This window comes from Gottfriedia sp. NPDC057948 (assembly GCF_042887255.1).
Lineage (GTDB): Bacteria > Bacillota > Bacilli > Bacillales > Bacillaceae_G > Gottfriedia.
In genome coordinates this window covers 517,454-538,969 of the sequence record NZ_JBHVPN010000001.1, presented here as the reverse complement: position 1 = coordinate 538,969, position 21,516 = coordinate 517,454, and the positions used below count along the sequence as shown (strand labels likewise).

Sequence of the window (21,516 nt, the reverse complement as noted above, 5' to 3'; positions counted from 1 at the left end):
GTGGATCTTCCCACTTCGAAGATTAATGGAATATTACCGAAGAGCTAGCTTGTGGAACTAGACATCATAATTACTTCTTTGACTGAATTCCCGACAAGCATAAGACGATTTTCACTAAGATTTGCTCTTTAATCTTAGCAAAAAATTAGCTTATGACCTCGAGGAGTTAGGAGCCGAAGCTAGACAACTCTTCTGCTTATTTTTTAGAATATCTCCATTCAGCTAAAAGAAGTGGATCTTCCCACTTCGAAGATTAATGGAATATTACCGAAGAGCTAGCTTGTGGAACTAGACATCATAATTACTTCTTTGACTGAATTCCCGACTAGCATAAGACGAAAAATTCACTAAAAGTTTTAGACTTGGTTACTAGCTTTCCCATTAAATCCTTGACCTTGCTTCCTATATGTAACCTATCTAATATATTATTTTCCACAATAAAATTCAATACAATTCACACTAGGTTGCGAATTATTTCTGAAAACTGGTATTCTTAATGTATAAATTTGTGAAATTAGTAAATATTGGAGGTGCATTTCTCTGCGTTCGGTTGGTGTAGTAGTAGAGTATAACCCATTACATAATGGACATGTTTTTCATTTAACTAGTTCTAAAAATAGTACAAATGCTGATGTTGTTATTGCGGTAATGAGTGGTCAATTTTTACAAAGAGGCGAGCCAGCAGTCGTTCCAAAGCATGTACGTACAAAGTTAGCTTTACAAGCAGGTGCAGATCTTGTTATTGAATTACCTTATAGCTATTCGACTCAGCACGCTAGCATCTTTGCCAAAGGCGCTATTTCAATTCTTGATTCTTTAAAATGTGATTATGTTTGTTTTGGAAGTGAAGAGGGTAAAATCGAGACATTTTACGAGTTAATCAAACAAAAGAAGCAGCTTACTTCTTCAATCAATACAAGTATACGTACTTTTCTTGATGAAGGACTAAGTTATCCTGCTGCATATAGTACTGCTTTACAAAAAAATCTTGATTCATCGAAGCTAGATGTTTCACTTCCAAATAATATTTTAGGAATACATTATTTAGAAGCTATTGAACACTTTGATAGTCGAATGGAAGGTAGAACGATTCAGCGTATAGCTGCAAATTATCATGATGAAGAAACCAATCATCATAGTATCGCTAGCGCTACAGCAATTAGAAAAATTCTAAAAGGTGATAATCAATCGATTTCTGACTTTGTTCCAAGCTTTACTAAAGATTCAATTGAAGATTACATAAACGAGTATGGTGTTCTTCATTCTTGGAATGAATATTTACCATTTTTGAAATATAAATTAATGACTTCAACTAAAGAAGAGCTTGAGGAAATTTACGAAGCTGTCGAAGGTTTAGAAAGAAGGGTATTACATTCTGTATTAAACTGTCTTAATTTTGAAGAGTTAATGACATCAATAAAAACAAAGAGATACACTTGGACTCGAATTCAAAGATTGTTAACACATATCTTAACAAATACATCAAAAAAGGAAATGTCAGCAATATTAGAGAAGGATCGTGTTCCTTATATTCGTTTACTTGGTATGAGTTCAATGGGAAAAACTTATTTAAATAGCAAAAAAAAATTAATTGAATTACCAATTTACACGACTATTAATCAGCAAAATCAAAAAGAACTAAGTACTGATTTGAAAGCAACACATACTTATGCTTCGATGCTTTCATTACATAATCAACAAAAATTAATAAAAACCGAATATTCACTGTATCCAATTATTTATGATGAAAATAGTAATCAATTTAGTAGATCGTAAGTAGTTTCAACTAAATAGTATAAACTAAAAAAATGGCAGGTTTAGGGATATCTCCCTTATATCCTGCCATTTTTTATCATGCACCTATTCTAATGAAATTATTTTTTTGTCTTTAACTTTTCAAGATAATTAATTGCTTCGTCATATGTATCAATCGGTATTATTTTCATTTTCAAGTCATGCTTTTTTGCACTTTTTACAGCTTCATTATAATTAGAATTCTTTTTACCGTTCTCATTTGGTGCAAAGAAAATCTCTGCTCCAGAATCAGATGCTGCAATTATTTTTTGAGATATACCACCTATCGGTCCAACGACTCCATTTTTATCAATTGTTCCAGTTCCAGCTATTTCATGACCTTTTGCTAAACTTTCGTCTTTTAATTGATCATAAATTTCTAGTGCAAACATCAGTCCCGCTGAAGGTCCACCAATCTCTTCTGAATTTATTTTAACTTTTGGATTTGTAGTTAGATTTAAATTTTCTGCAATAGAAACACCAATTCCAGCACGATTCGGTTCGTCTTTAAAAGCTTCTGTTTTAATATTAAAGTATTTAATTTCCCCTTTTCTACTAACTTCTAAATTAAAATTTGTACCAGGCTTTCTACTTTTTACAGTATTGGTAAAATCATTGATCGTACGAATTTCTTTCCCATCGATTTTAGTGATAATGTCACCTAGCATTAATACGTTATGGGCTGGCATATCCTTTAAAACAGATACGACTACTATTCCGTTTTCCGTCACTTTATAAGATTTTTTAGCCTGCTTATATGCGTTTAAAATCGCAGCTTGCTTTGACTCTTCCATGTATCTTAATTGGCGGAACTGATAATCTTCATCACTTTCACCTTTTACTTTTATTTCTTCTATCTTGTATAAATGGTAATTGTCATTAATTTTCGTACCAATATATGAATAAACATTTGCCTTACCCATTGCGACGGTCGTTAGCATAAATTCACCTTTATCTTTTTTTGCACCTTCAACTTTTACATATGGCCTTAAAGGCTCTGCTAAGCCTGGTTTTGTTACATAGTATGGTAATGGAATGAAATATAAAAGAATTAGCGTAATACCAAGTACTAATAGGACATTAAGAATTCTGATCCTTTTTATCACTATTTTTCTCCTTCCATTGCTCAATCTTTTCAAGAATCTCTGGAATTAATTTTTCTGTAGCTTCTTCACCTATTTTGATAACATTTTCAAGGTTAGTAAAGTTTCTAGAATTAACATGGTCTAATTTAGGTCTTATCATAACATTCGAAGCAATTTCTCTATTTCTCACGAGCTCATGCTGCATTATTTCAATACTTTGCATAATCACATCATAGATTGTCGAAACTTCACCACTTACTTGAATAGGAGAAGCATCTACTCCAATAATAAAATCCGCCCCCATCTCTTTGACAACTGAAACGGGGATACGATCGATGACTCCACCATCAACTAAAAGTCTTCCATTCCATGTTTCTGGTACAAAAATTCCTGGTATTGAAATACTGCCACGGACTGCAGTAGCAATATCTCCCTTTTGAAATACAATTTTTTCTCCTGTTAATAAATCTGTAGCGATTACCGACACTGGCAAATCTAATTCTTCAAGCTTTCTACCGAATGATAGTACTTTTATCAACTCTTTAACTCTGTTCCCAGAAATCAAACCCATTTTTGGAACAACATAGTCAATATAGTATTTAGATTGAAATACTTTTGCGATTTTATATAGACGATCTACATCCGCACCAGCACCGTATAAAACAGCAACTAAAGCACCTATACTACTACCTGCAATCAGATCTATAGGAATATTATGCTTTTTTAAAACGGAAATTACACCAACATGTGCAAATCCTCGTGCACCTCCTGAACCTAATGCTAAACCAATTTTCGGTTCCAAGTTGTTTCCCCTCCAATTAAACTCTTTGGTCTAAAATTGAATTCCAGCAACGTATATTTAATTGTACAAGTTTTTTTTATACATATATTACTATCTTATTTCCTACTCAGTGGTCTTACTACAATTAGACAAAAATCTATATGGTTTTTAAGTTTATCTTTGGAGGTTTATATGTGAAAAAAAATTACTTCATTACCTTACTAATATTTTTATTACTCATATTTTTGACATCAACTATTATTTTGCATCCAGAGGTAGCATTTAAAGGTTCAATAAGAGGGTTAAATATGTGGTGGGGAATCGTATTTCCTTCGCTCCTTCCTTTTTTCATTTTAAGTGAACTTCTAATATGCTTTGGAATTGTTCAATTTATTGGTGTATTTTTAGAGCCAGTTATGAGACCTTTATTTAGAGTTCCGGGTGTTGGGGCGTTTGTTTGGGCTATGGGAATGGCCTCAGGATTTCCTTCAGGTGCGAAACTTTCTGCAAAATTATATAAAGATGGGGAATTAACAAAATTAGAAGCCGAACGACTTAATTCATTTACAAATTCATCTAACCCATTGTTTATATTTGTTGCTATATCTGTTGGTTTTTTTCATAACCCAAAAGTTGGGCTCGTTCTTGCACTCAGTCATTATTTATCTAACGCTATTGTAGGCCTCATTATGAGGTTTTACGGAAGCAACCAACCTAACTACTCTCGTAAAGAAAGAATTCATTCTAACCGCTTTAAATACGCTTTTAAAGTTATGCATGAAAAAAGATTAAGTGAAAGAAGACCGATCGGAAAAATATTAGGGGACGCAATAGCTTCTTCCGTACAAACATTATTAATGATCGGTGGATTTATTATCGTTTTTTCTGTTCTAAATATGCTTTTAATTGAAATTGGATTTATCTCGAATGTTGGAAAAATAATTGCATTTTGCTTTTCAAATTTAAAGGTTAATCACAATTTATCTACACCTTTTTTATCTGGATTATTTGAAATTACTCTAGGATCTAAATTAGTCAGTGAATTAGGCAATAGTACATTATTGCAGCAAGTGGCTTTAACTAGCTTTATTTTAGGATTTGGTGGTTTTTCAATACAAGCCCAAGTAGCAAGTATTATTTCTGAAGTGAAGTTAAGTATGAAACCTTATTTAATCGGTCGTTTATTGCAATCTGGAATTGCACCTATTTTGGCAATTATCTTTTGGAAGCCATTATATCTTAATCAGTTAACTTCTAATGTTACTAATAATACGTTACCTGTTATAAAGATTTTTACAGAGAAACAGTTAAACCTGGAATCATTGATTTCAACAGGTTCATTTATAACATTAATTTCTCTTTACATTTATGTAATTATCTTGATTTATAAACTGTATATAAAAAAGTTATCTTCTTAAACCTTTTTGTATATAAAAAAAGAAACCTCAGTTTAAATAAACTTGAGGTTTCATTCTGTTGAAAAAAGAATTTGACAATTAAATCGTTGGATTGATCATTGATAAGTATGTTGTGTCATATGATTTCCACTACAGGGTTCTCGCTTTCCATGGGGCGAGACCTGAGCCTCCTCGGCTACGCCCTGTGGGGTCTCAGCCTTCCCGCTAATCCCATAGGAGTCGAGCACCCTTTCGTTCCAATCAATTTCTTGATAAAAAAGAAGAATCTTAAAAACAATGGAATAGTCAATTGAACGAATGAATGACCTTTTATTAATCAAATTATAAATTATGATGACAACTTACATATCTTTACAAATATTGATCGTCAAAAAAGAAGATATTTTAATGTTCCCAAGTTAGTAAAGACATTTATCTCTCAACCAAAATCACTTGTTTATCAATAAAATTACTGATAAAACAATAATAAATAGTCTCTTTCTTCATAGAAATTCATTTAATGTTTGTATTTTTCAATAGTGACTACAATATATTTCAACGTTATAAGAAACCTCAACTTACATTAAACTTGAGGTTTTAAAAATTTTTCTGTTAATGCGCTATTTACACATTCTGGTACTAAGTCTTTTACATTTCCACCATATTTCGCGACTTCTTTTACGATTGAAGAACTTAGGAATGAATATTGATTATTTGTCATTACAAAAAATGTGTCAATTTCATCTACTAATTTTTTGTTCATTGCTGTAATTTGCATTTCATATTCAAAGTCTGATACTGCTCTTAGGCCTCTTAATATTGCAGAGGCGTTAATTTTTTTCGCATAATCCATTAATAGACCACTAAATGAATCAACACGTACATTTGGAATTGCACTTGTAGTTTCCGTAATTAATGCTTTTCTTTCTTCTAAAGTAAATAAAGAATTTTTGGCCGAGTTATTTAATACAACAACAATTACCTCATCAAACACTCTTGCTCCACGTTTAATAATATCTAAATGTCCTAAAGTAATAGGATCAAAACTCCCAGGACAAACAGCAATACGTTTCATCTTGTACCCCCTAAAAATTACTCCATACGAATATGATACACTGATACGCCACAAATTCCATATTTTTCTGATTTTGTTCGTACAAATTTCCCTATTTTTTCAGGTAATTCGACATCTGTAGCATGTTCTACTAAAATTGTTCCTTCTGATGCAAGTAGATTTTTTTCATCAAAAGTTTCAATTAATGATACGATTTGTTGCTTTTTATAAGGAGGATCTAAAATAATTAAATCAAATTGGATCTCTCTTTTAATAATCGCTTTAACAGCTCTCTCAGCGTCATTTCGATATACTTCAGCACAATCAGTTAGATTACAAGTTGCTAAGTTTTCTTTAATCGTCTTAATTGCCTTCATTTCACGGTCTACAATAATCGCTTTTTCAATCCCTCTACTTAATGCCTCAATTGATAGTCCACCACTACCACCGAATAAATCTAATACAATACCACCTTCAAAGTAAGGTCCAATTATATTAAACATTGCTTCTTTTACTTTATCGGTTGTCGGTCTAGTACTCATTCCAGGTACTGCCTTTAAACTTAATCCTTTATTTTTTCCTGACACTACTCTCATTTAATTTACTCCTACTATATATTTCAATTTACGAACATATCCTATCATAATTTCACTAAAACAAAAACATTTCTTTCCATATTCTTCTACTTATGTATAAAATCAGCCACTTTGGAAATAATTAATTTTAACAACATCTCAGTTGATGTTGTTGCCAACCGCGGAGAAGACTTACGTTTCCCCATAAGTTCTTCCTCCGGTTTCTCCTCTCCCTTTGCCTTCTTTTAAGTGATTACACTTTAATAAGAGGGGCCCTGCAAATGCGGGGTTTTTTTTTATGCCTTTATCCTGTAGAATAAATGTTGCATTTATTTCCATACTTTGTTTGAATTACTCGTAAAGTATTTACGTTTTAAGGGGGAACACACATGATCCAACGCATGATTGAAATTGGAGAAGGATACTCAGATTTATATGAACTATTTGAAATTGCTAAATCGCAAAAAGATAGAGTTAAATTTTTACTTAAATTATCAGCTGAAAATAAAGGTTTAAACTGCTGTTCTTTTGCTGTTATCTTAAGCCCTACTTCTATTGGTGAATTCCAACCAATATATTATAGTAGAGAAGGAATTACATTAAAAGAAGATACAGTTACAAAACGTGAAGTGTTGTTTGAAGAATTAGCTACAACCTTAAACAAAGAAATCATCACATTACAAATTAGACACTCAAGCTCATTTCATGAAAACGATTTATTCCATCAATATATTATCGGAATTTTACGCTTAAATCACTTAATTCCACCAATGAAATAACTAGACTAGATAATAGGATTTACTATTTTCTAATCTTTCTCATAAAGTAAAAAGAATATCAGGGATAGTTTTTACCTATCCCCTACCACTCAACCATACCACAAGAAAAACGATTGAACGGTTTTTAATTCAGATCGGTTACCCCTTCTAAATTAATTATCCATTCAATCGTTTTTAATCTACTTGATAATCATATTCCTTTGCTTCGTCTGGTTTTGCATTTTCGTACTCAGTCTTAATAAAAGGTTTATATGACAATTCAATTCGTTTCACAAAATGAAATTTTTTCAATCTCTCTATTGTTCGATCTATATCATCCATATTGCAATATAGGACTACGTATTTCAAACGTTTAGAGACAAAGTGAATATTTCCAAATTTACGTAACATTTTTGCTTGTTTTAATGATTGTAAATAAATAATAATACCTTGTCTTTGCACGAACATAGCTTTCTCCTTTAAAAATCCGTTAGAACTAGAATATCATATCCCAAATTTCTTTTGCAACGAAACTTTCATAAATAGTTTTTAGAAAGGATTGAAAATTATGTTAGATGATGTTTGGGAGCAATTTTTTAACTGTATTTCAAATTATAAACAAATTAATCATTTTTCAAACAAACAAATTTGCGGTGCCAATTTTCTATATATTCAGACCGACCGACAACAAACCGAAGAAGCGATCAAAAAACTACTGAATGATTGCGCAAGAACCATTACTGAACAGTTTAAACTAATTTACCGAGTTGAATTTATTCGTAAAGAACATAATAATTTCGTATTTAAACATCGATTTTACGTTCCGAATAAAAAAATGTTTTGTTGTGGAAACAATTGCGCTAACTGTACTAGGTTCAGAAAATGACTTTTACTAAAAAAAGACTCATTATCAAATAATGAGCCTTTCTATATGATTTATTACCTCGTTTTACATCCACACTTTCCACCTGTGCCACATCCACCAGTACTACATCCTCCACCTGTATTTACGAAGAATGGATTACCCGCTGGAACTTTTACAGAAGGCGAAACAGCTTGAGCAATTAAATAGCTAGTCTCATCTAAAAGTAATTGGACCTGATCTTCAGCTTGCTTAAAAGCAGCGATTGTATCGTTTAATTGAAGTTCTCTTTTAACTTCACTCATTTTTTTACGAATTTCTTTATAATCAGGATGATATTTTCCAAATCGCTGAACATCCTCATATAAATCCTTCGTCTTCATAAAACGGCTAATAATTTCTTGCGCAGTTTTATCATTGTTTAATGCAATATATGAAGTTCGATACTGATCTGCAACATCCGATTGCACGATCATTGAAGCAAGTTCTTCTGAGACTGTTATAAGTTGCAAGGTTTCCATTGTTGCATACATTTCCTTACACCTCCAAGAATAAACTATATCACATTTAATTCCTTAAATAAAAGAACTTGTCCTAAGCTTTTATGTGATCAGAAATATTAAATTCATTTATCTTCCATTTACCATCTTTAAATTCAATAAAATTTGCACAAGCATTTTTTAATTTCGTCCTAAAATTTACTTTCTCAGGATTAATCGCATGTAGAATTGCCTTAATCGTATGAGAATGTGCAACAATTACAATTCGTTTACCTTCATAATTTTGGGCAATGTCTTTTAATGCACTAAAAGCTCGATCGATTAATTCTTCATTTGTTTCCATTCCTTCTACATTATTATTATAAATGTTTTCATGAACATCGGAAATAGGTTTTCCACTAGCTTCACCAAATTCTCTTTCTAGAAATCGTTCATCCTCTATAATTTCATCAATTTTAGAAAGCTCTGCAATTGCCTGTGCAGTTTGTTTCGCCCTAACCAAAGGACTTGTAATAACCCGATCCCATTTTTGATCACTTAAAAACAATGCACTATCATTCGCTTGTTGTTTACCTACCATATTTAAAGGAATATCTTCTCTTCCTTGAATTATATTGTTAAAATTCCAATCAGTTTGTCCATGTCTTACTAAACAAATTTCTGTCATAACTACTACTCCTTTTTTAAAACTTACTTTCTTCATTGTAGCAAAAAGCTATGACAGATTGAATTATTATCCTTTTTTAGTCTTCTTTCGATTCAGTATCAGAGGATTCACTACTAGTACTTTGTTGATCCTTTAATACATGGAACATGTCAATCATAAACGATGCCATTTGAACTTGATTTGACAATTTATCAACTCGTTGTGGAATAGTTTTACCAAAAAACTCAAGGGAAGCCAGTCTAAACTCATCAGTAAGCTCAGGATTTCTAGAAAGTTTACGATACCATTTTGGTTGTTGTCTTAAAAACTTCAAATAATCTTCCTCACTCTGAAGAAATTCTATTACATCTTTTCTCAATTTAGATCTCCTCAATCCTGTCTAAAATTAAATTGTTGTGATACTGGCTTTTCTTCTCTTTGATTAGTTGAAGCAGCTGGAGATTTAAATTGTGATATAAGCTGTTGAATATTCGTTAAAGTAGAGTTTACATTTGTTAAATGGCCTTGAATTTGATCTGGATCTAAATTTTTAACAAAAGAAATGACTTTTCCAACATATCCTTCTTCTGATTGTTCCGTTTTGGCAGTTTTCTTTTGAGACTTTGTATTATTGTCATTTCTATATTCATCCCACATTTCATGGTCTTGACCTTTGTAATACCAATCTTCAAAATATTGTTGCCATGTTTTTTTACCCGTTTTTACTTCCTCACGAAGTTTTGGGTGTTCCATAACGAATTGCCTAAATTGTTCGATAGAAGGACGATTATTTTCATTTCCCATTCATATCACTCCAATTAAAAGCATTTACTACAAAATTATGTCTTTCGAATAATTTTGTGCTTGTATGGAAATAAAAAAATCAAGCACAAACTTTCCCTTTTGCTTGATTTATCTATTATTTTATAAAGTTTTGGGTGTAATATTTATTAAAGGCTCCAACTCCAAGGGTGGTGTATTCTTTTTTATACATATTTACACGATGGCCTTTACTATTAATCCATCCATATACAGATGCTATACCATCTACATAATTAGCAGAAATATTTTCGCCAGCAATTCTGTACGGGACATTTGCATCATTTAAACGATCAGCTAGACTACCATATAAGTTAGAATAGTGATCAAAATATTTATTTTGAACCATATCTTTACTATGTCCTAAAGCTACTTTGGCAGCATTAGCATTCCAATTTAAAGTACTTAAATTCATTCTTTTACGATAAACATTCGTTAAGTTAAATATCTGTCTCTCTTCTTCACGATCAACAATTGCTTCTTGCAATGTATTTAATTTTTTTGCATTTATTAAATTTCCACTATAAATTAGCTCGTACGGTTTTTGCTTAACTAAAGTTTCTGGAGATAAATAGCGAACACCTAATAAACTTCCAGTAAAACGGTCAAAATAAAGTTGAGCAAAACAATTATTTAATGAAACAAGTGGACGTTCGTGTAAATCGGTTGTCGATAATTTAAATGTGTATTGATTACTTAATATCGAAAAAGAGACCTTATCATGTAATGCTACATTATCCATTGTTTCTTCATAGTGGCTCCCCATCACAAATGGGGTTATATCAACTTTATTACCTGCAACATAAATCGTTACAACTTTGCCATTTAGTACACCAAATTGAGTATACTTTGTAGCATCTTTATCATAAACAAGCCAATCGTAGTCATATTGAGAAGGAACTTTTCTTGACGGTTTACCAAAGGTTTTTAAAATTTCTTGTTCACTTTTACCAATATATTGAGAAACGGAGTATGTAACTTTTTTAGTACTTGCATTTTCGATCATGGGCATATTCACTTCTTCTACTTTTTGATATTGTTTAAATGATGAAATATTGGTAATCCAATCTTTAATAAGTGGACTGAACATAAAAACTGTTATAAAACTTATTGTAAAAAAGAAAAGTTTTATAAGCTTTTCCATTTAGATCTTCCCTTCCCAATTGTTAACTCTATGTTTATATATCCATTGTAGCCAAATTATTCAAAAAAATATATAAATTAGTTAAAATACATTTATCAGCTTTTCATTGCTAATTATTGTCATAGATAATATTATATTAATAGGGATTTTTTCTAAGTAATTTAGGGGGTAATAACATGAAATTTGAGAATACAAATTTAGAAAACCATGTATTAAATGTAAATTTATTAACTGAAATCATGGAAGAATTAGGCTTTGTCCTTGCTGGTCAATGGGATTACGAAAGAGTAACTTACGATTATAAATTTGAACAACGTAATGAAATCTACTATTTACGCGTTCAAGGTTTCGCAGTAGAAGGACATGTAGAGTCAAGTAAAGGGAAAATCCAATTACTTACTCCACTTTTAGGTAAATACTATTATCCTCACGGTGTAGAGTACGGAGAAGGCGAAAACTTCCCTGAAAGTATCGTTGATAAAAGTAAAGAATTACTTAAAAAAGCTGAAGAGCAAATTTCTCTAGTAAGCAAGTTCATTATTCTATAATTATTAAAAAGAGTGAGTAAAAAGAAGTACAACTTCTTTTACTCACTCTTTTATCTTTCACTTAAAATCCTAAAACAGCTTTAATCACCGAAGTAGTGTCTCCACCTTTGTAGAAAACGTATAATAAGCAATAAACGAATACACCTGTAATTGCAGTAAAAAACCAAATAATACTAGTAATCGGTCCAATTTTTTTGTGTAGTTTTAATTTGTTTTTATATCCTGAGATAATTGATACTAGACCAAATACTCCGCCAGTTGTAGCTAAGAATATATGGAAAAATAAAAATATATGATAATACAGCTTTAAACTTTTTGGTCCCCCAAAGGAAGTATTTCCGATAAAGATTGTTCTCGTTGCGTATACAATGAAAAACGAGAGTGCAAAGACTCCAGCAAAGAACATAACTTTCTTATGTCCCTCTATATTTCTTTTTGCAATAAGATACCAGCCGATTGCAACTAATACGGCACTAATTACAATAAAACTTGTACTTATTGTTGGTAAAATTGGTAACGAATTCAAAATTTCCACCCCTACGATTTTTTAAGCAATAACGGATTACTACTGATTGGATCAATTTTATTTCCATTTTGTTCTCTTTTAGCCCATTTGAAAAAATTATAACCAATAACAGATCCATAAACTATTTCCTGGATAATTTTCATGATAACTCCGCCAACCTGCTGATCTTCCCTTGCTGACATAAAGTTAAATACTTCTGGACCTGAAATATTAAGTGATTTTAATAAATCTGGTGATACGCAAAGTTCCATCGCTTTACTCCATAACACTGGATCATTGTAAGTCGCGTAAAATGGATGTCCTGCAAAAATAATAAGTGCACATGCTGGTGTTAATAAAATACCATTTCCAAACATATAACCAATCTTTTGGATATCAGAAAGTGTTTGTCTTTCAGGTAAGTTATTAATAACAGGAAACCACATAAATACTGCCATGAAAAATAATATATTGGTAAATAAGAAATGGTAGACATTATTGGTTTTTACTGTATCAAATACTAATGGATAATGGTAAATCGAAAATACTACATTAAAAATAAGTAAAGCAATTAATGGTTTTGTAGCAAAAGTAAAAAACGAATTAACGAATTTTGGTTTAAGTATGTTTCTCCATAACCAATCTGGAATACCATTAATAAGAAAGATCGGTGCAACTAAGTATAGTACTGCCATTTCAGTCATATGTGCACTAAAAATTATATGACCAATTAAATCGATTGGACTACCTTGTGCGGTGTAAACTAACAAAATACCAATTACGAAATACACCTTTTGTTTAGTCTCAGTAACATGGTTTTTATCTTTAAATTTATTAATTATGTAAAAATAACCTAAAATGACTAAAACTAAAAACACAAATAAATATGGACTCCAAAGTGCTTTAAACCCGAACATCCCTAAGCTAATCATGAATGCACACCCTTTAATTATTTCTATTCACACTTATTATTTTTACCTAATGTTTAAATTTATATTGGACTATGTAAATATGGTGTAGATTTAAAACTTATAAACAAAAACTTCACAAAGACAAAAAAAATTTAAACATTACTTCTATCATATAATATTTAATGAAATTAGCCAAACTATTATACTACTAAATTATATAACAGTAATAACGGTTTATTCAAATTAAAATACGATTTGAAAACGTTATTCATTTTTAAATGATGGGTATTTATAGTGAATGAAAAACTAGGGTGCACACTTTCTATGAGGTCATACGGCATCATGCTTTTCCCAAATGAGGCAAGCCTTTAACCTTCTAATCTACATTTCTATTATTCATAATTCATTTTGTCACACGTTTTGTCACTAGCAAAACCAATGCAGCAGCCAAAAACCCAGCGGTCAGTTTACCGACAATTAGTGGAATGACAAAATTCTTCTCCACACCTGCTACAAATCCTAAATGACTGCCAAAAACAAATGCTCCGCTTACGGCAAATGCGGTATTTATGACTTTCCCACGATCATCCATCTCATGCATTGTCGCAAACATAGGAATATGATGGGCGAAGGAAGCAATGAATCCACCTAATGCTTGTTGATTCATACCTAGCTTATTTCCGAGTAATGCAAAAGGCTTTTGTAATACTTTTACTAGCACAAAAACAAACGGAAACGCACCGGCAAGTATGATCGTTATTTTTCCAACTGTTACAAAGCCTTCCGAAAGCGGCATCAAACCTGGAATAATAGAGATACCTGTTAATGTTTTAATGATAATCGAAACAAGACCAATGATAATAACGATTTCAATTCCTTTTCCAAACCATTTAAAACCACGAATCATCACCGATTGAGCCGATATCATTCCAATACCAATCAAGCCAGAAATCAGAATAGAAGGAACTAAATTTTTCAGCATCCATATAAAGCCAAATCCTGCAACGAATCCTCCCGCTAAACATCCAAATGGAATAGTCATTAGCCCAATTAAAATTCCTTTAGCAAAAAAGGGATGATCATTTTTATGAACGATGCTTAAAGCAACCGGAATGGTAAAAACAATTGTTGGCCCCATCATTGTTCCTAAAAACACCCAAGAAAATAAAGCAGCATCACTCGATTGAGCCATTTCATTTGCTAATGAGTATCCACCCATGTCAAGAGCTAAAAACGTGGATGAAAACATCGATGGATCTGCTCCAAGAAACTGGTAGACAGGAGATACAATCGGTGTTAACCATTTTGCTAATACAGGTGATAGCGAGATCATGCCAACCATTGAGAGAGCAAGTGGTCCCATGGATTGGAAGGCTTCCTTAAATTTTTGTCCGAGTCCATACCGATTACCAATCAGATAATCGATTGCCCCTAGTACCATAAAACACGTCATGATATATAAGATGATTTCATTCATATCGAATACTCCTCCCATTCAAAAGAAAGGTCATCTTTTTAAAAATGCATTAGATGACCTGTTATTTTTTATAAGATAATTAAGTGCTTATCAGAATGGGTAATGATTTCATAACCATTCTCTTTTACTATAATATCATCTTCAATCCGGCAGCCACCCCATCCTGGGATATAAATTCCTGGTTCGACGGTAACAACCATCCCAGATTGAAGAATTTCTACACTTTTGTCAGAAAGCCGGATTGGTTCGTGAACCTCCATACCTAACCCATGACCTGTTGAATGTCCAAAACGATTTCCGAATCCTTTTTCTGAAATATAATCTCTCGTTAAATCGTCGATCGTTTTCGCTTTTTCACCTGATTGAATTCCTTCTGTTCCACGTTTTAGAGCTTCTAATACGATGTGATAAATGTTGCGGAACTCATCCGAACAGCTCCCAACGGCGATTGTTCTCGTAATATCAGAGCAATAACCATTGTACATTGCGCCAAAATCAAGGGTTACCATGTCACCATGCACAATTACTTTTTCGGAAGCCACTCCATGCGGTAAGGCAGCCCTCTTTCCAGAAGCAATAATAGTATTAAAAGATGATGCAGTTGCACCAAGATTTCGCATATAGAATTCCAGTTCATTACGGATTTCTAATTCCGTAACCCCTGGTTTAATGATATTCAATATATAATCAAACGCCTTATCTGCGATTTTAGCTGCCATTCTCATTAATTCTAATTCTATTGGCTCTTTGATTTCTCTAACCTTTTCAACGATATTTTCCAATTGAATCCATTGTACATTTCCATACTCTTGTAGTTTTGAGAACGTATTTAATGTCATGGCATTTGCCTCAACAGCGACCTTTTTAAGACCTTGACAGTCGACTTCATTTGAAACTTCTTTTTCAATATTACCTTTATGGACGATAATCTTAGCGTTTTTTACCTCTTGTTGAGCCTGTTCCCCGTAGCGGAAGTCAGTGATAAAGGTCGCAGCATTTTTTGAAATTAGCACCATGCCAGCTGATCCTGTAAAACCTGTCATATATCTACGATTTTCACTCTTTGTAATCAATATTGCGTCGACATTGTTCTCTAAAAGCTGTTTCTGTATTTTTTCGATTCGGTTCAATTTCGTTCAGCTCCTACAATCATTAATTCTTTTGGAAACTTCGTTAATACTTCATAGCCATTATCCGTTATGACAACATCGTCTTCAATGCGCACACCGCCAAGGCCATTAAGATAAATGCCAGGTTCAATAGTGATGACCATTCCTGATTTTAGTAAGCCTTCATTAACTTCATTTATAGAAGGTGCCTCGTGAATCTCAATACCTAGACCATGACCGATTCGATGTGGAAAAAAATCACCGTAGCCAGCTGCTTGAATGACGCGTCTTCCTGAGAGATCAACATCACCAATTCTTGTACTAGGTTGAGAAGCTTCCACCCCAGCAAGATTGGCCTGTAAAACTGTATTGTAGATTTTAACGAGTTCGCTACTAGGATTACCATACATGACTGTTCTTGTGATATCAGAGCAATATCCCTTATACTTCACCCCTAAATCAAATAGCGCAGTATCTCCTTTTTTTAACTTATTGTCACCTGAAGCTCCATGTGGGTTACTTGCATTTTGGCCAAACAAAACAATGGGAGAGAATGACATTTCTTTAATCCCTTTTTTCTTTAATTCAAATTCAATTTTCCCTAATACTTCAAGTTCTGTGATTCCTTCTTTTAATGCTTCAATACCCACTTGTACTCCGTAATCAGCAAAAGCAGCGGCTTCACGTAATATTTCAATTTCATCAGCATCTTTTACTAGTCGCATTTCAGTAAGTATTGAATCTAGTGATGCAAACTCTACTTCACCAAAGATCTGTTGCAGTCTTTCAATGTAAAAATAGGAGATATCATGCTTCTCAACCGCGAATTGTTTCATTTTGTTTCTGCTTTCAATCAAGTGACCAACAAGTGCCCACGGGTGATCGGAATCTGTGTAACTTAGGATTGGATGTTTCCAGCCTGCTTCCTTTATCATTTGAACTTCCATCGCTGGTGTAATAAAAATGGGGGCATCATTTTGGAAGACAAAAATACCTACAAATCGTTCGTGCGGATTGTAATCAAAATTCGATAAATAAAAAATATTTTGGCGTGATGTGACCAAGCCACCTGGAATACTTTGCTTTTGTAAAAATGTTTGTAATTCTTGCATTCGATAATTCATGATCATTTCCCCTTTTATATATGGATTAAATTAGACATGAAGAATTGATGCAAGTTCTGTGCCATTTATAAAATCTTTTATGTTGTGAATTATTTAGGAAAAAGTGTAAATGTTTTTAGACACTGTTTATCGTATAGTGTCTAAATGTTTAGACGGTAGCAGTTTGACAGAACCGTAGAATATGCCATAGGTAGTGTTTTTATTTAAAAGTTGCTATTAATGGCTGAGGAGAAATAATGGGAGATATTTGATTTCTAGGTTCTAAATCAGCCCAGGAGTTTCTTACGCTCGTCTGGACTAATTTAGTCGAAAAGGCTTTTGGTTTTTAAAGCTTAATCTTTAATTTTTTCATTTTATTATATAAAGTAGCTCGAGATATTCCTAGTTTTTTTGCTGCTGCTTGCTTGTTCCCTTTCTCTGTTTGAATGGCTTCAATGATTTTATTTTTTTCAAAATCATTTAGATCATCTTGCAAGGAGTCATCATACGTAGTCGATAACAATGTAGATTGTAGCAACTTTGGCGGTAAAGCTCCTATAGATATGGTTCCTTCTACTGACAGTAATACTAATCGTTCAATTACATTTCTCATCTCTCTCACATTTCCGGGCCAATCGTATTGTATTAAGGCCGAAGTTAACTGGGGGTCAACGTTTTTAATTGTTCGATGATATAGTAATGAAAACTCATAGATAAATTGATGAAGGAGCTCCATTACGTCTTCTTTTCGTTCTCGCAACGGGGGAATCGTAATAGATAAAATGTTAAGACGATAATAAAGGTCTTCTCTAAAAGTATTAGCTTCAACCATTGCTTCTAAATCCTTATTTGTAGCAGCAATGATTCGGCACTCCGCTGTTAGCTGCTTTGTACCACCAACGCGGTAATACGTTTTATCTTGCAAAACTCTAAGTAACTTCACTTGCATATCCAACGGTAAGTCACCAATTTCATCCAGAAAAAGTGTTCCTCCGTGCGCCAACTCTAGTTTTCCTTTTTTACCTTTTACATCTGCACCAGAAAATGCTCCTTTTTCATAGCCAAAAAATTCACTCTCAAACAAAGATGATGTAATCGCACCACAGTTTACAGCAATTAATGGAGAAGATGATCCACGATAAAAATGGATAGCTTTTGCAAAAACTTCTTTCCCAACCCCTGTTTCACCAAGTAGTAAAATATTCGCACTCGTTTCAGACATTTTCCTTGATAACGAAATTGTTTCTTTCATCAATTGGCTCGAACCTTTAATTTGTTGAAAAGAATCATGTGATAATTGCAGTCTTGAAACCTCCTTCTGCAATTGAAGAATTTTGGAGGAAGCATTCATAAGTTCTTGATTCATTATCACTTGACTCGTAATGTCGGTTTCAGCCGCAACCGCACCCACAATTCGATCATTGATGAAGATTGGACTGCTATTAATCATGACAAAGAGATCCTCACGTGGTTTATGATGCTTTTGACGAAAGGATTGACCAGTCTCCATTGTAACTTTATTTAATAACATATCTTTTGGAAAAAACTCCTCCATTTTATACCCAATAATTTCTTCCTTAGGAATTGAAAAAATCCTTTCAGCACCTTGAGTCCAAACAACTGTTTTTCCAGCTTCATCTACAATCGAGACCGAACCATCCATTGTATCAATCATCGTTTTAAAATAGGCCTCTAAATATTGATAAGATGCAAACACTTTAGAAACTAAAACAGCAGAATTGATATAGCCCTTAATTTTTCCTTCTCCATCTGTGATGACTACAACATCTGATGTTTGCACTTCTTGTATCACGTCTTGAATAATAGCTTTTTCATTAAAAACGCCAGCTTTTTTCCAATAAAATTCTTTTATATCCCTGCTCTTAAAATGAAGATACTCATTTATCGTTAACATCCAGACTTCACTATGATGCTGTTTAAATATATATGCTGCTTCATTATTGATATCCAGATCAGAGTGCAAAGAATAATTTGTTTGCAACAAATCTTCTATTCTAGGAAGAAGATGTTTTATAAAAAAACCACCACCTATTTGTATCTTTTTCATCTTACTCTATCATTACGTCAAGTTTATGTCATGATTATTATCTGCGAGTTCTAACACTCCATATTACACAATCCTGCTAATACTAAGTAAAAAAGGCTACAGTTAAGCAACTTATATTCTTCAATAATGCTTTGTGTTTTACTTCACAGGAGTTCTGGAATTTTTTGCTTTTTGTAAGCTAATGGTGTAATGTTCATCGACTTTCGGAATTTATCAATAAAGTAGCTAGTGCTGTTAAATCCAACTTGATAGGCAACATCAGTGACATTCGACTCATGTTGTTGTAGTAATATTAAACTTTTTTGTATTCGATAATCGGTTACATAGTTTAAAGGAGTTGTTTTTAAAATACGACTAAAATATCGACAGCACTCAGATCGGCTTAATTGACCCACTCTTGCAATGTCGTCTAATCGTATTTTCTCAGAATAATGTAGGTGGATCCAATTTAACATTTGCTTCATTCGGTTACTCTTTACCACTACCGACTGTTCATACTCTAATTCAATCCCATTCATAATTAAATTTTTCCAAATTAATGTAAGATGTAAGCTGACGTCGATTTCATAGAATGGGGAATTTTGTTTGATCATTTCATTGATTTTCAAAATATAGCGTAAAATGCTATTGGCCCATAGCTCCTTTGGATTTAAGAATAAAAAGGGTATATTAGTCGCCTGATAATAAGGCTTTACAAAGGTTGTATAAAGTTCTTGTGATAATACGAAACTTGGAGAAACATTTAAACAAATATAGGTACATTCTGAATCGTTCCGATCTTTTGCCATATGCAGGCAGCCACTATTTATAAAAAGCCCTTCCCCCTCTTGAACAAAAATATTTTCTTCATTTATTTGAAAAATTGCTTCTCCTTTAACAACGTGAACAAACTGAAATTCATCATGCCAATGAAGTGGTATATAACTATTTATGTTTTGCTTAATCGTTGTTTCGTAACATTCAATTGGCAAAACTACAGTATGATGTTTAGTTAATTCTTTTAAACTTTGGTCAACCATAAAATTTTTAATTTGCATATCCCCATAACCACCTCAATATCCTTACATTTTTCCGTTCGATTTGAGTATTATTTTAGCGTTTTTCCACTTATCATTTAACATATTATAACACTATTTTTATATTTGAAGGTGGAGACTAAATCATGAATAGACGAAAGGGAATATTTCTTGTTATCACAGGAGCAGTTTTTTGGGGGATTGGTGGTACAGTCGCAAAAAAACTTTTTCAACAGTATGAAATCGATGTAGATTGGCTGGTTACGATCCGATTGCTTATAGCTGGATTTTTACTCTTAGCCATTCAATATTTTAAAAAAGACCGTTCTCAGATATTTGGGGTTTGGAAAAATGGAAGGATCGCCATTCAACTAATTATCTTTGGGGTATTGGGGATGCTAGCGGTTCAATACACATATATGGCTTCTATTGAACATGGAAACGCTGCTGTTGCAACACTATTACAGTATTTAGCACCTGTAATGATTATCGTATATTTAATTATCCGTAAACAAACCGCACTAACACGAAGAGATTTGTTAACTGTGTCTCTAGCATTAATTGGAAGTTTTTTCTTATTAACCAACGGCTCAATCTCGCAATTATCTGTGCCAGCACTTGCAATTGCTTGGGGTGTATTATCTGGAGTAGCTTTAGCATTTTATACTTTATTTGCCGTTCCATTACTTAAGCAATACGACTCACTTGTTATTGTCGGTTGGGCTATGATTATCGGTGGCTTTGTATTAAGTTTTATCCATCCTCCTTGGCAAATGGACTATAAAAACTTAACGCTTGAAGCGATTTTATATTTAGTCTTCATTATCATATTCGGTACGATGATTGCATTTTGGTTCTATATAGAAAGTTTACAAAGTCTTCCACCTAAAGAATCAAGTCTGCTAGGAAGTATTGAACCACTAGCTGCCGTTTTAACTACAATCTTTTGGTTAAAAGAACCTTTTGGTGTTTTCCAGTGGCTTGGTACTGCTTGTATCATTGGAATGATATTAGTGTTGGCTTTGAAAAAAGAGTCTTCCTCAAAAACTAGCCGCCCTCCTAATAAAAAAGAACCCCTTAGGGTTAGTTGAATCGAGGTAAAATGTGAAATAGGAGCTGACTAGTCAGCTCCTAAATTATTGTTGCTTAAAGGTATTGCGTTTATTAAAGATTAATCATGATCTTCACCGAAGACTATTGCCTCTTTAATATTGCATGCGCTTTTTATGTATTAAAATTTATACTCGAATATCTTAGTTGATTTGGAAATAATACTGGGTATAACTAGAGAAATCAATTTTACCTAATAAAAAATCACCTTAAAATACAAGGCTATATTTTCCATGTCTAACTTAGAAAGCTTC

Annotated in this window: 22 protein-coding genes; 5 read left to right on the top strand and 17 right to left on the bottom strand. The window is 32.8% G+C overall.

The annotated features are described in order from the left end of the window. Positions 1-504 precede the first annotated feature (504 nt). The gene (locus tag ACFVRR_RS02510; protein WP_387324935.1) at positions 505-1,776 is read left to right on the top strand and encodes a nucleotidyltransferase; all 1,272 of its coding nucleotides are present in this window, start codon (positions 505-507) and stop codon (positions 1,774-1,776) included. A 98-nt stretch (positions 1,777-1,874) separates the two neighbouring features. Here ACFVRR_RS02510 and ACFVRR_RS02505 read toward each other — a convergent pair whose 3' ends face one another. Continuing rightward, positions 1,875-2,900, bottom strand: a complete 1,026-nt coding sequence (locus ACFVRR_RS02505) for a SepM family pheromone-processing serine protease (RefSeq protein ID WP_387324327.1) — start codon at positions 2,898-2,900, stop codon at positions 1,875-1,877. Then, positions 2,875-3,681, bottom strand: coding sequence for a patatin-like phospholipase family protein (locus ACFVRR_RS02500; protein ID WP_387324325.1), 807 nt, complete (start codon positions 3,679-3,681; stop codon positions 2,875-2,877). The genes ACFVRR_RS02505 and ACFVRR_RS02500 overlap by 26 nt, the downstream gene beginning before the upstream one ends. A gap of 140 nt (positions 3,682-3,821) precedes the next feature. On the opposite strand from ACFVRR_RS02500, the gene ylbJ reads away from it, so the two are divergent. Continuing rightward, positions 3,822-5,078: a sporulation integral membrane protein YlbJ gene (gene ylbJ, locus ACFVRR_RS02495; protein WP_387324323.1), complete on the top strand. Its 1,257-nt coding sequence runs from the start codon at positions 3,822-3,824 to the stop codon at positions 5,076-5,078. 562 nt (positions 5,079-5,640) lie between these two features. Here the strand turns inward: ylbJ and coaD are convergent. Together coaD and rsmD are read right to left on the bottom strand one after the other, a co-directional pair. Continuing rightward, the gene (coaD, locus tag ACFVRR_RS02490) at positions 5,641-6,132 is read right to left on the bottom strand and encodes a pantetheine-phosphate adenylyltransferase (protein ID WP_387324320.1); all 492 of its coding nucleotides are present in this window, start codon (positions 6,130-6,132) and stop codon (positions 5,641-5,643) included. Between the two features lie 17 nt (positions 6,133-6,149). After that, on the bottom strand, positions 6,150-6,707 hold the full coding sequence (gene rsmD, locus ACFVRR_RS02485) for a 16S rRNA (guanine(966)-N(2))-methyltransferase RsmD (RefSeq protein WP_387324317.1): 558 nt from the start codon (positions 6,705-6,707) through the stop codon (positions 6,150-6,152). A gap of 368 nt (positions 6,708-7,075) precedes the next feature. Here rsmD and ACFVRR_RS02480 point away from each other — a divergent pair, with 368 nt between their 5' ends. After that, on the top strand, positions 7,076-7,465 hold the full coding sequence (locus ACFVRR_RS02480) for a DUF7147 family protein (RefSeq protein WP_387324315.1): 390 nt from the start codon (positions 7,076-7,078) through the stop codon (positions 7,463-7,465). Positions 7,466-7,639: 174 nt separating this feature from the next. Here ACFVRR_RS02480 and ACFVRR_RS02475 read toward each other — a convergent pair whose 3' ends face one another. From ACFVRR_RS02475 to ACFVRR_RS02450, 6 genes are all read right to left on the bottom strand, one after another. Then, a complete protein-coding gene (locus ACFVRR_RS02475; RefSeq protein ID WP_056468449.1) occupies positions 7,640-7,912 on the bottom strand; it encodes a YlbG family protein in 273 nt (90 codons plus the stop codon). A gap of 471 nt (positions 7,913-8,383) precedes the next feature. Then, positions 8,384-8,839 carry a YlbF/YmcA family competence regulator gene (locus ACFVRR_RS02470; RefSeq protein ID WP_056468453.1) on the bottom strand — a complete coding sequence of 152 codons (456 nt, stop codon included), beginning with the start codon at positions 8,837-8,839 and terminating at the stop codon, positions 8,384-8,386. 61 nt (positions 8,840-8,900) lie between these two features. Continuing rightward, complete coding sequence (locus ACFVRR_RS02465; protein ID WP_387324312.1) at positions 8,901-9,473, bottom strand: histidine phosphatase family protein; 573 nt, start codon at positions 9,471-9,473, stop codon at positions 8,901-8,903. A 76-nt stretch (positions 9,474-9,549) separates the two neighbouring features. Further along, positions 9,550-9,831 carry a YlbE-like family protein gene (locus ACFVRR_RS02460; RefSeq protein ID WP_387324309.1) on the bottom strand — a complete coding sequence of 94 codons (282 nt, stop codon included), beginning with the start codon at positions 9,829-9,831 and terminating at the stop codon, positions 9,550-9,552. 11 nt (positions 9,832-9,842) lie between these two features. Continuing rightward, entirely contained in the window at positions 9,843-10,256 is a 414-nt protein-coding gene (ylbD, locus tag ACFVRR_RS02455; protein WP_387324306.1) for a spore coat protein YlbD, read from the bottom strand. A 115-nt stretch (positions 10,257-10,371) separates the two neighbouring features. Next, on the bottom strand, positions 10,372-11,415 hold the full coding sequence (locus tag ACFVRR_RS02450; protein ID WP_387324303.1) for a CAP domain-containing protein: 1,044 nt from the start codon (positions 11,413-11,415) through the stop codon (positions 10,372-10,374). 176 nt (positions 11,416-11,591) lie between these two features. Between ACFVRR_RS02450 and ACFVRR_RS02445 the strand changes: the two genes are divergently transcribed. Next, positions 11,592-11,963: a YugN family protein gene (locus ACFVRR_RS02445; RefSeq protein WP_069035575.1), complete on the top strand. Its 372-nt coding sequence runs from the start codon at positions 11,592-11,594 to the stop codon at positions 11,961-11,963. A gap of 61 nt (positions 11,964-12,024) precedes the next feature. On the opposite strand, the gene ACFVRR_RS02440 is transcribed toward ACFVRR_RS02445, so the two are convergent. The 7 genes from ACFVRR_RS02440 to ACFVRR_RS02410 form a co-directional block, all read right to left on the bottom strand. Beyond that, complete coding sequence (locus ACFVRR_RS02440) at positions 12,025-12,489, bottom strand: DUF420 domain-containing protein (RefSeq protein ID WP_097975651.1); 465 nt, start codon at positions 12,487-12,489, stop codon at positions 12,025-12,027. Between the two features lie 11 nt (positions 12,490-12,500). Next, positions 12,501-13,400 (bottom strand): cytochrome c oxidase assembly factor CtaG, encoded by a 900-nt coding sequence (gene ctaG / locus ACFVRR_RS02435; RefSeq protein ID WP_141437780.1) that lies wholly within the window; start codon positions 13,398-13,400, stop codon positions 12,501-12,503. A 382-nt stretch (positions 13,401-13,782) separates the two neighbouring features. Then, positions 13,783-14,856, bottom strand: a complete 1,074-nt coding sequence (eutH, locus tag ACFVRR_RS02430) for an ethanolamine utilization protein EutH (RefSeq protein WP_387324298.1) — start codon at positions 14,854-14,856, stop codon at positions 13,783-13,785. 68 nt (positions 14,857-14,924) lie between these two features. After that, positions 14,925-15,986, bottom strand: a complete 1,062-nt coding sequence (locus ACFVRR_RS02425; RefSeq protein WP_387324295.1) for a M24 family metallopeptidase — start codon at positions 15,984-15,986, stop codon at positions 14,925-14,927. Continuing rightward, positions 15,983-17,089 (bottom strand): M24 family metallopeptidase, encoded by a 1,107-nt coding sequence (locus ACFVRR_RS02420; RefSeq protein WP_387324292.1) that lies wholly within the window; start codon positions 17,087-17,089, stop codon positions 15,983-15,985. The genes ACFVRR_RS02425 and ACFVRR_RS02420 overlap by 4 nt, the downstream gene beginning before the upstream one ends. Positions 17,090-17,414: 325 nt before the next feature. Continuing rightward, entirely contained in the window at positions 17,415-19,136 is a 1,722-nt protein-coding gene (locus tag ACFVRR_RS02415) for a sigma-54 interaction domain-containing protein (protein WP_387324289.1), read from the bottom strand. Positions 19,137-19,279: 143 nt separating this feature from the next. Beyond that, positions 19,280-20,173, bottom strand: a complete 894-nt coding sequence (locus tag ACFVRR_RS02410; RefSeq protein ID WP_387324286.1) for an AraC family transcriptional regulator — start codon at positions 20,171-20,173, stop codon at positions 19,280-19,282. 125 nt (positions 20,174-20,298) lie between these two features. On the opposite strand from ACFVRR_RS02410, the gene ACFVRR_RS02405 reads away from it, so the two are divergent. Then, positions 20,299-21,243, top strand: a complete 945-nt coding sequence (locus tag ACFVRR_RS02405; protein WP_387324283.1) for an EamA family transporter — start codon at positions 20,299-20,301, stop codon at positions 21,241-21,243. Positions 21,244-21,516 lie beyond the last annotated feature (273 nt).